We start from the raw sequence: 12,427 nt of genomic DNA, 5'->3' as shown, positions 1-12,427 counted from the left end.
CCACGGCCCCACGGGGCAGGCCGTCGCACCGGCTGTGACGTGCTCCACAGCCGGGCGTCACGACGTCCGGCCTCGGCGGGCCCGGTGTTCCCCGCCCGCCTCAGGAGCCGGCGGCGCTCGCGGTCGTCAGCCGGCGGAGCGGGCCCGACGGCGCTGCGCGAGCTCGTCCTGCGGGCTCGCCGTCGTGTCGTCCTCGTCGTCGAGCGACTCGGTGGGCAGCTCGGCGAGCGTGCCCTCGACCTCGCGCCACACGCGCCCGACCGCGATGCCGAAGACGCCCTGACCACCCTGGACGAGGTCCACGACCTCGTCGGGGGACGTGCACTCGTACACGCTCGCCCCGTCGCTCATGAGGGTGATCTGCGCGAGGTCGTCGACGCCGCGCTCGCGCAGGTGCTCGACCGCCGTGCGGATCTGCTGCAGCGAGACCCCGGTGTCCAGGAGCCGCTTGACGACCTTGAGGACGAGGATGTCCCGGAAGCTGTACAGGCGGTGGGAGCCCGACCCCGAGGCGGGTCGCACGGTGGGCTCGACCAGCCCGGTGCGGGCCCAGTAGTCGAGCTGGCGGTAGGTGATGCCTGCGGCGCGGCACGCGGTCGGGCCGCGGTAGCCGGTCGTGGTGTCCTGCTCGGTGATGTCCTCCCCGAAGAGGAGGCCCTGCGCACCGTGGGGAACTGCCGCGCCGGCACCGACGCTCGCCTCACCGCTGCTGTTCACTGTCGCCTCCTGGGGTGATGTCCACGACCACGCTATGGGCGCCGTCGGGGGTCGTCAACGACCGACGACCCGAGCGTGCGGGCGTGTCGCGCCCGCACGTCCGGCGGTCCGGCCGCCCAACCCTCGACCTGAGGTCGAACGTCTGCCTTGTCCGTTGTGTCCGGAGGGCTGGTCCTCGCCCGACGGTCGGCCCGTCCCGCGCGGACCGCCCTCTACTCGTCCACCGAGAAGTCCTCCGGCTGGACGTGGTCCAGGAAGTCGCGGAACTTCTCGACCTCCTCCTGCTGCGCGACGTCGACGACCTCGACCCCCGCCGTCGCGACGACCTCCGCCGAGCACAGCACCGGGCTCCCGGTGCGCACCGCGACGGCGATGGCGTCCGAGGCGCGCGAGTCGAGCCGGACCCCGTTGCTCAGGACCAGCTCGGCGAAGAAGATGCCGCCGTCGAGCGCGACGATCTCCGCCCGCTCCAGGCGCACCCCGACGGCGTCGAGGAGGTCCCGCAGCAGGTCGTGGGTCATGGGCCGCGGTGTCGGCAGGCCTGCCTGCGCCATGGCGATCGCGCTCGCCTCCCGTGGTCCGATGACGATCGGCACGACGAGCTCGGACGCGTCGTCGAGCAGCAGCACCACGATCTCCTGGTCGCGCTGCTGCTGACGGACCCCCAGCACCTCGACGGGGACCATCGGGACGTCGTCGCTCACCACTCCACGGTACGTCGCCCACCGGCATCCGGCAGGGGTTGGGGCCCGTCTCGTCCGGGTGCCTCGCGGGACCGGGGAACCGGTGCGACGGTCAGCGCGTGAGGTCGTCGATCCCCTGGCGCACGAACACCGTGTGCAGCTGCGCGCACAGCTCCCCGACCTCCGAGGCCACAGTGCCGGCGTGGGCGCGGGCGGACGCGCTCTGCTGCCCGCGCCACGGGGAGACGACCTGGTGCACGAGGCTCACGTGCCGGTCGGCGGCGGTGCGCAGGGAGCGCAGGTGCCGCGGCTCGATGCCGTACTCCGACAGGCCGGCGGCCAGCACGACCACGTCGAGCGAGCGCGCGTCGAGCTGGCCTCCGGGCGCCTGGCGCAGCACGCCGGCCTCGATGAGCCCCTCCACGAGGTCGCGCTCCACCCCCGCCGCGGACACGAGCGCGTCCACCGTGTACCGCTGGCGGACGGTCGCCGAGCCGGGTTCGCCGTCGTTCGTCGCCAGGCGCGGGGCGAGGACCTCGACTTCGGTGCCGGCGTCGAGCGCGGCGAGGCGCTCCTTGATGACCTTGAGCGGCAGGTACCGGTCGCGCTGCTCGACGAGCACGAACCGCAGCCGCTCGACGTCCGCGGGGCTGTACTGGCGGTAGCCCGACGCGGTGCGCACGGGCTCGATGAGGCCCTGCTCCTCGAGGAAGCGCAGCTTGGAGTGGCTGACGTTCGGGAACTCGGCCCGCAGCGCGCGCAGCACGTCGGAGATGCGCATGGTCGCGCGGCGCGAGATGCCCTGCGGCCACGGCTCCGTGCGGTCGGAGGGCTCGGGGACCGTGGCGTGCGCCGCGCCCGTCGAGGCGTTCACGACCGGGGGGCCGTGCCGCCCGCCGGTGCCCCCGCGTGCGGGCTGGCGTGGAACGTGAGCCGGTACTTGCCGATCTGCACCTCGTCGCCCGTCGAGAGCGCGACGGCGTCGATGCGGCTGCGGTTCACGTACGTGCCGTTGAGCGACCCGACGTCGCGCACGAGGAAGTGCTCGCCCTCGCGCACGAACTCGGCGTGCTTGCGCGAGACGGTGACGTCGTCGAGGAAGATGTCCGCGCGCTCCGACCGGCCGGCGACGGTGCGCTCGGCGTCCAGGAGGAAGCGGGACCCCTGCCCGGGACCGCGCTGCATGATGAGCAGGGCGGAGTGGCGCGGCAGGGCCGCGACCGCGGCGTGCTCCTCGGGGCTCAGGCCGCCGGGCTGCACGCCCTCCTCGATCGGGGCCTCGATCCGGCCGAAGCTGACCGTCGTGTCGCTACCCGCCCGGTTCGGCACCTCAGGACCGCCTGGGACACTCATCTCGCCTCCTCGGGGCTCACGCACGTCGTGCTCGACCTCGGAACACCGCACCGCGGGGCCGTGGCCCCGCCGCGCGGGAATCGTGCTCGAAAACTACTACACCCGCAGGTCACGCGGTGCGCGCGACCCACGGTCGTCCCAACCTACCCCGGCCTGCGGGGATGCGGGAAGCCGCGGTCACTCGTCGGCCGGGACCGGGGTGGCGTACTGCGGCGCAGCGGGCTCGACGGTCGCGGCGACCTCGACCCGGTCCTGCTGGGTGATCGTCGTGCGCGCACCGTCGGCGCGCAGCGACGCCATCGCGCCGCCGGGGATCTCGAGGGCCGTCTCGAGCGTGGACGGGTCACCGATCACGTTCCACCGGTACGGCGAGGAGATCGTCTGCCCGTCGACGACGACGCCCTCGGCAGAGTCCTCGAAGTAGCTGCTCGCCACGAGGCGGACCCCGTTGACCTCCATCGCCTCCGCGCCCGCGTTGCGCAGCTCCTCGAGCACGTTGAAGAGCGAGAACGCGTCGAGCGCCTCCGCGCCCTCGACGACCTCGATCTCGACGCCCGGGCCCTCCGCGGGGAGCCGACCGGACAGGATGCCGAGCGTCTCGGCCTGCTGCTCGGCGAGCTCGAGGGCCGCGCGCTCGCGCCCGGACCCCGACTGCAGCTCGTCGCGCGTCGACTCGAGCGAGGAGACCTGGTCCTCGAGCTCGCCGGAACGCTGCGTGACGTCGTCGAGCAGGCGCACAAGGTCGCTCTGGCGCAGGGACGAGAGCTGGTCCTCCTGCGTCTGGCTCACCTGGACCACGAGCGCGAAGCCGAGGAGCGCGCACAGGACGCCGACGACGATCTGGGACCGGGACGCGCGGGGGCGCAGCGCGCGGCCGAGCCCGCGCAGCCCCCGCGGTTCCGGCCGGGTGGGGGCGCCGTGGCGGCCCACGGCGCCGATCGTCCCGGTCGTCGCGGGCGGCTCCCCCGGCGTCGACGCGTCGGTGCTGGCGGGGCTGTCGGTGGTGCCGCCCCCGGTGGTCGTGTCGTCGTGCGGCGGGGCGGGGTGCGGTGCGTCGGCCGGTGCGTCGGCCGCGGCGAGGGGGGCGCGGTCCGGGGTCTCCGGGCCCTCGTCGCTGTTCTCCGGCGGTGCGGTGCCGGTCGGGTCGTCCTCGGGCTCCTCGCCCGTCACGGGGGTCGCGGCCGCGGAGGGCTCGCCGCGCTCGTCGTCGTCGACCGAGGAGCCGTCGCCGATCGCGTCGTCCTGGTCGGTGTCCCGGTCCGCTGCCCCGGGAGCGGCGTCGGGCTCGCGCGCGGAACCGTCGGTCGGGGCGTCGTCCTCGACGCCGGTCGCGTCCGGCGCGCCGTCGACCGCCTCGCCGGTACCCGCGTGCGCGACGGCGGGCTCTTCCGGGCCCTCGGGCTGACGCTCGGGCTCGCTGTCCGCCTCGACGGCGCCCTCGTCCGGGCCCGCGGGGGACGGCCGGGCGGTCGCGGCGTCGTCGGTGGTCCGCCGGGCGGTCGGGTCCGTGGTCTCGTGGGCGTCGTCCGGGGCGGGGTCCGGCGTCACGTCGTCGGTGGCCGCGTCACGCGGGTCCTGGGGGTCGCGGGTCACGCTCACGCCTTGAAGATGTGGCGCCGGATCGCGGCGGCGTTGGAGAAGATGCGGATGCCGAGCACGACGACGACGGCGGTGGAGAGCTGGCTCCCGACGCCGAGCTGGTCGCCGAGGAAGACGATGAGGGCGGCGACGACGACGTTCGAGAGGAACGAGACGAGGAAGACCTTGTCGTCGAACAGCCCGTCGAGCCGGGCCCGCAGGCCCCCGAACAGCGCGTCGAGCGCGGCCACGACGGCGATCGGCAGGTAGGGCTGCAGCGACACGGGCACGGTGGGTTGCAGGACGAGGCCCGCGACGATGCCCACCACCAGTCCGACGACTGCGATCATTCGACGATCTCCTGCCCTGTCTCGTGCGGTTCCGGGCCCGTCCCGGACCCGTCGGTCGTGCCGTCCGTCGTGCCGTCGGTGCTCCCGGCGGGCGTGTCGGAGTCTACGGTCGCCGCCGGGGCCTTCGCGAAGAACAGCGTGGGCGCGGGCCGGCCGGGCAGGTCGAGGCGGCTCTGCGTCGTCACGCTCGACCGGATGCCGTACTGGGTGCCCAGGATCTGCAGGTAGTCCGACGTGCCGGAGCGCAGGAGCGAGGTGCGCAGGGCGTCCGGGTCCCCGATCGCCTCGACCCGGTACGGGCCGACGAGGGGCTGCAGGTCGACGAGCACCGCGTCCCCGGCGGAGCGGATCGCCGAGAGCCCGGTGAGTCGCTGGTCGTTGATCGCGACCGCCTCCGCGCCGCCGGCCCAGAGCGCGTTGACGACGCGCTGCAGGTCGGAGTCGTGCACGAGCGAGCTCGAGTCCACGGTGTCGGAGGACAGGCCGCCGCTCGTGTCGTCGAGCGTGACGACGACGCCCTGGCCCTCGACCGCCTGTGTGCCGGTCAGCGCGCCCTCCGCCTGGAGTCCCTGCAGCACGTCGGCGCTCGCGCCGCTGAGCGCCGCGCCCTGGAGCTGCTCGATCTCCGCGGACAGCTCCGCCCCGCGGGCGGCGAGCTCCTCGGCGGCGCCCTGCCGGTCGAGGATCTCCTGCTCCAGGGTCTCGCGCGCCGCGATGACGCCCGGTTGCGGGGCGCGCAGCTCGACGGCCGCCGCCGTCGTCACGACCCCGAGCGCGACCGCGAGGGCGACGAGGACCACCGTGCCGGTGCGACCACGGTGCGGCGCCTGCCCGGCGGCTCGGCGTGCCGCGGCGTCCGCGTACCCGGGGTCGAGCGGGCGGTGCATGACCTCGTTGAGGAGCGTCATCGACGCGTCGACGGGGGCGCGGCGCGCGGCGCCGCCCGGGTCCTGACGGTTCTCGCTCACGGCGCCTCCCGCGTCGTCGTGCCGGTCTCGTCGCCCTCCGCGGCGGCCGCCCGGTCGCGGACCACGAGCGAACGGGTCTGCAGCACGTACTGCGCGCCCGCGAGCCAGTACAGCCCCACGCCCCACCAGGTGAACGCCCACCCGGTGACCGCGGCGACGTCGCCCAGCCAGCCCGGCATCTCGGCCAGGAGCAGGAGCGGGAACGCGTACAGCAGCGCGAACGTCCCGGCCTTGCCCGCGAAGCTCACCGGCAGGGGCCCGTACCCGTGACGCGCCAGCAGCGGCAGGAGACCGGCCAGGAGCAGGTCGCGTCCCACGATGACCACGACGAGCCACACGGGCACGACGTCGCGCCACGCGAGCCCCAGGAGGGTGACGAGGATGAAGAGCCGGTCCGCGGCCGGGTCGAGCATCTGCCCGAGGCGGCTCACCTGGTCCAGGCGCCGCGCGAGGACGCCGTCGAGCCAGTCCGACGCCCCCGACACCGCGAGCACGACCAGCGCCCACACGTCGTCGCCGCGCACGATGAGGACCGCGAACACGGGCACGAGGAGCAGCCGGAGGAGGCTGATGACGTTCGGGACGGTCAGGACGCGGGAGCTGACCTGCTGCCCTGCTGACACACCCACCGCCCCGTGCTCACGTCGCGCCGTCGCGGCGACCTGCCGCGCGCGGACCATCCTACGTACCGGGCCCGCGCACCCGGGCCCTCATTTCGCGGCGCGGCGCCCGCCGCGGGCGGAAATCACCCGTTTCGTCCGTCGTGACCGGCGACCGGGTGGCGGCCGCGGTGAGGGAGGTCACCGGGGCCGGCCCGCCGGCCCGCCGTGACCTCCGGTAGGATGGGCACACCTCTGGAGTTCGTCGCTCGTCCCGCGTGTGTCCGTGAGAGCGGCCGTCCCCCTCGATCGTCCCTGATCGTCCTGGTGGCCGGCCTGGTGTGTTCGGGAGTGCGACCTGCGAGAACCGTCCTGGTGACCGCACGCCACTCCACACCCCGAAACGAACGGTCCTCACCCCTTCATGACTGCTGACGTCCTCGCGCCCTCGCACGCCCTCGACCAGTCCGCCGACGCCCCCGAGCGCGCGGAGCGCACGCGCCCCGAGCCGGCCGCTCCCGCCGGTCCCGTCTTCGCCGACCTCGGCCTGCCCGCTCCCCTCGAGCGCGCCGTCGCCGACCTCGGCTTCGTCACCCCGTCCGCGATCCAGGCCGAGGCCATCCCGGCGCTCCTCGGCGGCCGCGACATCACCGGCGTCGCGCAGACCGGCACCGGCAAGACCGCCGCGTTCGGCCTCCCGCTGCTCGCCGCGATCGACCCGTCCCTGCGCCGCGTGCAGGCCGTCGTCCTGACCCCGACGCGCGAGCTCGCCATGCAGGTCGCCGACGCCGTCGAGTCCTTCGCGACCCACCTGCCCAAGGTCGACGTCGTCGCCGTGTACGGCGGCTCGCCCTACCAGCCGCAGCAGCGGGCGCTCGCGGCCGGCGCGCAGGTCGTCGTCGGCACGCCCGGGCGCGTCATCGACCACATCGAGCGCGGCACCCTCGTGCTCGACGACGTGCGCTTCCTCGTCCTCGACGAGGCTGACGAGATGCTGCGCATGGGCTTCGCGGAGGACGTCGACACGATCTTCTCCCGCGCCCCGCGCGAGCGTCAGGTCGCCCTCTTCTCCGCGACGATGCCCGCCCCGATCCGCCGCGTCGCGAACGAGCACCTCACGGACCCGGTCGAGGTCGCCGTCGCCCGCCAGTCCTCCACGGTGACGAGCGTGCGCCAGACGTACGCCGTCGTCCCGTTCCGGCACAAGACCGGCTCGCTCGTGCGCGTCCTCGCCACCTCCGACGCCGAGGCCGCGATCGTGTTCACCCGCACGCGCGGCGCCGCCGAGGAGGTCGGGTCCGCGCTCGTCGAGCGCGGCATCTCCGCCGCCACCATCTCGGGCGACGTCGCGCAGAAGGAGCGCGAGAAGATCGTCGAGCGCCTGCGCTCCGGCGCGCTCGACGTCCTCGTCGCGACCGACGTCGCCGCGCGCGGCCTCGACGTGGACCGCATCGGCCTCGTCGTGAACTTCGACCTGCCGGGCGAGCCCGAGGCGTACGTGCACCGCATCGGCCGCACCGGCCGTGCCGGACGCACCGGCGAGGCCCTGAGCTTCGTCACCCCGCACGAGCGGGGCCGTCTGCGCGCCATCGAGCGCACGACCCGCACCCCGCTGCAGGAGATCGAGATCCCCTCCCCCGCGGACGTGTCCGCGCACAAGGTCCGCACCCTCCTCGGCCAGGTCCCGGCCCGCCAGGAGGCCGGCCGCCTGTCCATGTACGCCGACATGGTGCGCACCTTCCTCGCCGAGCACGACGTCGACCCGGTCGACCTCGCGGCGGCCATGGCGGCGCTCGCGGTCGGCGACGACGGCCCCCGCGCCCGCGAGGAGCAGGAGCGGTTCGAGGCCGAGCGCGCCGCCGCGCGCGAGCAGGCGAAGGCACGCCGCACCGAGCGCACGGGCGAGCGCCCGCGCGGCGAGCGCGCGTCGGGCCGCCGCGAGGGCGACGGCACGCGCGGCATCCGCCGCGACGCCGTCGGGACCCGCTACCGCCTGTCCGTGGGCCACAAGGACGGCGTGATGCCCGGCGGGATCGTCGGCGCGCTGACGAACGAGGCCGGCCTGGCCGGGTCGGACGTCGGCAAGATCGACATCTTCCCGTCGTTCTCCCTCGTGGACATCACCGCGCCGCTCGACGCGGAGACCATGGACCGCATCTCCCGTGCCCGGGTCGCCGGGAAGGCGCTGCGCATCCGCGTGGACGAGGGCGCGCCCGCCTCGCGCGGCCCGCGCGGCGGTCACGGCCCGTCGGGCCGTCGCGACGAGCGTCGCGACCGCTTCGACCGCGCCGACGACCGGGGCGAGCGCAAGCCCCGTCATCGCACGGCGTACTGACGCACCCGCGTCGCCGTCGGCGACGCGAGCAGAGGGACGGCCCCGGATCCGCTGGATCCGGGGCCGTCCGTGTTCTGCCCCTGTGCCGTCGCGCGTCAGGTCCGCGGGCCCTCGTGCGCCTCGCCGTGCGCCTGGACCAGTGCCGCCAGGCGGCGCGCCTCCGCGTCCCCGCGCGCGCCGTCGGCCCGTTGGATCCCCATGACGGCGAGCGTCGACCCGTCCGCGAGGTCCAGGCGCACCCACGCGTCGCCGGAGCCGAACCGGACGGACACGACCTGCGCCCACTCGAGCTCACGCGTGTAGATGACGTTGCGCACCCGCAGCCCCTCGCGCGTCGGGACAGCGTGCACGCCCCCCAGGCGCCACAGCAGCCACGCCGCGAACAGGGCGAACGCGGCCAGCGAGAGGCGGTTCACCCACGACGTGCCGAGCGGGCCCGTCGCCGACAGCCCGACGACGACGCACCCGCCGACCACGACGACACCCGTCGCCCACGCCGACACCAGGCCGAACCGGGGCCGGAACGGCCGGTAGGGGTCGTCGTGGCGCTCCCCCGGCAGGCCAGGATCAGGGAACGGGTCGGTGCTCATGCCGCCACCGTCTCACACCCGCACGACGCCCACCGGCGCCGCGCCCCGGGGCGAGCGGTGTCAGAGGCGGGACGCGTGGATCCGGGTGACGAGGATCGCACGCGCACCCACGTCGTACAGGGCGTCCATGACCTGGTTCGTCTGGTCGCGACGCACCATCGCCCGCACCGCCGCCCAGTCGCGGTCGTGCAGCGGCGACACCGTCGGCGACTCCAGGCCCGGCGTGATCGCGACCGCACGCTCCACGAGCGACACCGGCACGTCGTAGTCCATGAGGACGTACTGGCGCGCCGTGAGCACGCCCTGCAGGCGCCGGCTCAGCACCTCCACCCCCGCCGGGACGTCCGCCTCCGCGACCGCGCGCGGACGGATCAGCACCGCCTCCGACACGAGGATCGGGTCGCCGAACACCTCCAGGCCCGCGCCCCGCAGCGTCGTGCCCGTCGAGACGACGTCCGCGACGACGTCCGCCACCCCGAGCTGCACCGCCGACTCCACCGCGCCGTCCAGGTGCACGACCGTGGCCTCCACCCCGTGCGAGCGCAGGTGCCCCTCGACCAGCACCTCGTACGACGTCGCGACGCGCAGCCCCTGCACCTGCTCCAGCGACGTCACCGTGCCCGCCGGGGCCGCGTACCGGAACGTCGACCCCCCGAACCCGAGCTGCATGTGCTCCACCGCGTCCGCGCCCGAGTCCAGCAGCAGGTCGCGGCCCGTGATCCCCACGTCGACCGTGCCCGACCCCACGTACACGGCGATGTCGCGCGGGCGCAGGAAGAAGAACTCGACATCGTTGTCCGGGTCGGCCAGCACCAGCTCGCGCGAGTCACGACGCTGGCGGTACCCCGCCTCGCGCAGCATCTCGACGGCGGGCTCGGACAGGGACCCCTTGTTGGGGACGGCGATACGCAGCATGACAGGACCTTCGTTCAGGGGATCGGGCAAGGAGCGGGGAACAGCAGGGACGTGCGAGGGGCGAGCGGCGCTCGCGGCCGGGAGCGGGGACGCTCACCGGCACGGCCGCTCACAGATGCTCGTACACGTCCTGCAGGCTCAGACCCTTCGCCAGCATGAGGACCTGCAGGTGGTAGAGGAGCTGGGAGATCTCCTCCGCCGTCTTCACGTCGCCCTCGTACTCGGCGGCCATCCAGACCTCGGCGGCCTCCTCGACCACCTTCTTCCCGATCGCGTGCACGCCGGCGTCCAGCTCCGCGACCGTGCCGGAACCGGCAGGTCGCGTCGTGGCCTTCTCGGACAGCTCCGCGAACAGGGACTCGAACGTCTTCACGCGCCCAGGGTATCCGCCGCCCGGGCAGGGCCGGGGCGCGGTCCGCCCAGCGGGCACGCCCCGACCGCCCCCGTCACAGGTCGCGCAGCGCCACGACCGTCGCGACCGCCGCCTCCGCGGCCTCCGCGCCCTTGTCCTCGCGCGACCCCTCCAGGCCCGCCCGGTCCAGAGCCTGCTGCTCGTCGTCGCACGTCAGCACGCCGAACCCCACCGGCACGCCCGTCCGCACGCTCACGTCCGTCAGGCCCGACGTCGCCGCCTGGCACACGTACTCGAAGTGCGGCGTCCCCCCACGGATCACCACCCCCAGCGCCACCACCGCGTCCGCGCCGTGCTCCACCGCGCGCGCCGCCGCCACCGGCAGCTCGAACGACCCCGGCACCCGCACCACGCTCACGTGCGACACGTTCGCCGCCGCCAACGCCCGGCGCGCACCCGCCAGCAACCCGTCCATCACCTCCGTGTGCCAGCTCGCCGCGACCACCGTCACCCGCAGCCCCGACCCGTCCACGCTGATCGACGGCGCACCTGCCCCGCTCATCCCTCGTCCTCCTTCGACTCCTCGGCACCGGACCCGTCGTCCGGCCCTCCCCGGGCAGCCCCGTCCGGGACCGCCACCGTGTCCAGCAGATGACCCATCGCTACCTTCTTCGTCACCAGGTACGCCCGGTTGTGCTCACCGTGACCCACCTCGATCCGCTCCGTCCCCACCACCTCGATGCCCGAGGCCACCAGCCCCGTCACCTTCGCCGGGTTGTTCGTCAGCAACCGCACCCGCGACAGCCCCAGGTCCGCCAGGATCGCCGCCGCCGCCCCGTACTCCCTGCGGTCCACCGGCCACCCCAGCTCCAGGTTCGCCTGCACCGTGTCCAGACCCGCGTCCTGCAGCTCGTACGCCCCGATCTTCGCCAGCAGCCCGATGCCACGCCCCTCGTGCCCCCGCAGGTACACCACCGCGCCGCCCTCCGCCGCGACCCGCCCCATCGCCGCCTGCAGCTGCGGACCGCAGTCGCACCGCAACGACCCGAACGCGTCCCCCGTCAAGCACTCCGAGTGCACCCGCACCACCGGGACGCCGTCGGGCCCGACGGCGCTCGCGGCCTCCGCACCCACCTCATCGCGGTCCGCCGTACGGACCGGGTCGACGGCAGGGACGAGAGCCACGTGCTCCGCACCCGTCCGCAGGTCCCGGTACCCGATCACGCGGAACCGGCCGTGCGCCGTCGGAAGATCCGCCGAGGCGGTCCGGTGCACCCGCCGCGCCAGCGCCTCACGGTCCGGCACCTCCACAGCCGCCGCCCGTGCCGGATCGTGCACGCGCCGCCACGCCACCAGGTCCGCGATCGTGAGGAGCACCAGCCCGTCACGCTCCGCCAGGGCCGCCGCGTCCCCCAGCCGCATCATCGTCCCGTCGTCGTGCACCAGCTCCGCGATGCCCCCGACCTCGCCCCTCCCCGCCAGGCGCACCAGGTCCACCGCCGCCTCCGTGTGCCCCGCACGGTGCAGCACACCCCCCGGCACCGCCCGCAACGGCAGCACGTGCCCCGGCCGGATCAGGTCCACCGGACCCGACGCCGGGTCCGCGAGCACCCGCAACGTCCGCGCCCGGTCCTCCGCCGAGATCCCCGTCGTCACCCCCGTCGCCGCGTCCACCGTCACCGTGTACGCCGTGCGCCGCGGGTCCTGGCTGTGCGGCACCATCAACGGCAGCTCCAGCGCGTCCGCCCGCGCCGCCGGCATCGGCGCGCACAGGTACCCCGACGAGTGCCGGATCGTCCACGCCACCCACTCCGCCGACACCCCCTGCGCCGCGAACACCACGTCCGCCTCGTTCTCCCGGTCCGGCGAGTCCGCCACCAGCACCGGCCGCCCCGCCCGGATCTCCGCCAGCGCCTCCTCGACCGACCCCAGGCGCACGCCCCCCGACCCCTCCGGCACGGCGGCGCTCGCGGACGGCGCGCGTCCG

General features: G+C 74.9%; 14 protein-coding genes. 1 reads left to right on the top strand and 13 read right to left on the bottom strand.

Features of this window, described 5'->3' with window-relative positions; all coding sequences use genetic code 11:
* Positions 1 to 126 precede the first annotated feature (126 nt).
* The 8 genes from NHH00_RS01160 to NHH00_RS01125 all read right to left on the bottom strand — a co-directional run bounded on the left by NHH00_RS01160 (position 127) and on the right by NHH00_RS01125 (position 6,272).
* Positions 127 to 717, bottom strand: a complete 591-nt coding sequence (locus tag NHH00_RS01160; protein ID WP_253049411.1) for a MerR family transcriptional regulator — start codon at positions 715 to 717, stop codon at positions 127 to 129.
* A gap of 212 nt (positions 718 to 929) precedes the next feature.
* On the bottom strand, positions 930 to 1,403 hold the full coding sequence (locus NHH00_RS01155; RefSeq protein ID WP_024839673.1) for a bifunctional nuclease family protein: 474 nt from the start codon (positions 1,401 to 1,403) through the stop codon (positions 930 to 932).
* Between the two features lie 109 nt (positions 1,404 to 1,512).
* Positions 1,513 to 2,274, bottom strand: coding sequence for a transcriptional regulator FtsR (gene ftsR, locus NHH00_RS01150; protein WP_253049409.1), 762 nt, complete (start codon positions 2,272 to 2,274; stop codon positions 1,513 to 1,515).
* Positions 2,271 to 2,753, bottom strand: coding sequence for an FHA domain-containing protein (locus NHH00_RS01145; RefSeq protein WP_047234767.1), 483 nt, complete (start codon positions 2,751 to 2,753; stop codon positions 2,271 to 2,273). Before NHH00_RS01145 ends, ftsR begins: the two co-directional genes overlap by 4 nt.
* Positions 2,754 to 2,930: 177 nt before the next feature.
* Positions 2,931 to 4,352 carry a DUF881 domain-containing protein gene (locus NHH00_RS20910; protein WP_253049407.1) on the bottom strand — a complete coding sequence of 474 codons (1,422 nt, stop codon included), beginning with the start codon at positions 4,350 to 4,352 and terminating at the stop codon, positions 2,931 to 2,933.
* Positions 4,349 to 4,681, bottom strand: a complete 333-nt coding sequence (locus tag NHH00_RS01135) for a small basic family protein (RefSeq protein ID WP_021483549.1) — start codon at positions 4,679 to 4,681, stop codon at positions 4,349 to 4,351. Before NHH00_RS01135 ends, NHH00_RS20910 begins: the two co-directional genes overlap by 4 nt.
* Positions 4,678 to 5,649, bottom strand: a complete 972-nt coding sequence (locus NHH00_RS01130; protein WP_253049405.1) for a DUF881 domain-containing protein — start codon at positions 5,647 to 5,649, stop codon at positions 4,678 to 4,680. Before NHH00_RS01130 ends, NHH00_RS01135 begins: the two co-directional genes overlap by 4 nt.
* Positions 5,646 to 6,272, bottom strand: a complete 627-nt coding sequence (locus tag NHH00_RS01125) for a CDP-alcohol phosphatidyltransferase family protein (RefSeq protein WP_253050704.1) — start codon at positions 6,270 to 6,272, stop codon at positions 5,646 to 5,648. Before NHH00_RS01125 ends, NHH00_RS01130 begins: the two co-directional genes overlap by 4 nt.
* A 400-nt stretch (positions 6,273 to 6,672) precedes the next feature.
* On the opposite strand from NHH00_RS01125, the gene NHH00_RS01120 reads away from it, so the two are divergent.
* Positions 6,673 to 8,583 carry a DEAD/DEAH box helicase gene (locus NHH00_RS01120; RefSeq protein WP_253049403.1) on the top strand — a complete coding sequence of 637 codons (1,911 nt, stop codon included), beginning with the start codon at positions 6,673 to 6,675 and terminating at the stop codon, positions 8,581 to 8,583.
* 95 nt (positions 8,584 to 8,678) lie between these two features.
* Here the strand turns inward: NHH00_RS01120 and NHH00_RS01115 are convergent, their stop codons facing one another.
* The 5 genes from NHH00_RS01115 to ribB form a co-directional block, all read right to left on the bottom strand.
* Positions 8,679 to 9,173: a PH domain-containing protein gene (locus NHH00_RS01115; protein WP_253049401.1), complete on the bottom strand. Its 495-nt coding sequence runs from the start codon at positions 9,171 to 9,173 to the stop codon at positions 8,679 to 8,681.
* A 60-nt stretch (positions 9,174 to 9,233) separates the two neighbouring features.
* A complete protein-coding gene (gene hisG / locus NHH00_RS01110) occupies positions 9,234 to 10,088 on the bottom strand; it encodes an ATP phosphoribosyltransferase (protein ID WP_253049399.1) in 855 nt (284 codons plus the stop codon).
* Positions 10,089 to 10,197: 109 nt separating this feature from the next.
* Complete coding sequence (locus NHH00_RS01105) at positions 10,198 to 10,461, bottom strand: phosphoribosyl-ATP diphosphatase (RefSeq protein WP_024839663.1); 264 nt, start codon at positions 10,459 to 10,461, stop codon at positions 10,198 to 10,200.
* Positions 10,462 to 10,534: 73 nt separating this feature from the next.
* Entirely contained in the window at positions 10,535 to 11,002 is a 468-nt protein-coding gene (ribH, locus tag NHH00_RS01100) for a 6,7-dimethyl-8-ribityllumazine synthase (protein ID WP_253049397.1), read from the bottom strand.
* Positions 10,999 to 12,378 carry a 3,4-dihydroxy-2-butanone-4-phosphate synthase gene (gene ribB, locus NHH00_RS01095; protein WP_253050702.1) on the bottom strand — a complete coding sequence of 460 codons (1,380 nt, stop codon included), beginning with the start codon at positions 12,376 to 12,378 and terminating at the stop codon, positions 10,999 to 11,001. The genes ribH and ribB overlap by 4 nt, the downstream gene beginning before the upstream one ends.
* Positions 12,379 to 12,427: the final 49 nt, after the last annotated feature.

This window comes from Cellulosimicrobium cellulans (assembly GCF_024124905.1).
Lineage (GTDB): Bacteria > Actinomycetota > Actinomycetes > Actinomycetales > Cellulomonadaceae > Cellulosimicrobium > Cellulosimicrobium cellulans_G.
Note: the sequence above shows the minus strand (reverse complement) of the source record. Positions and strands in the feature narration are given on the sequence as shown.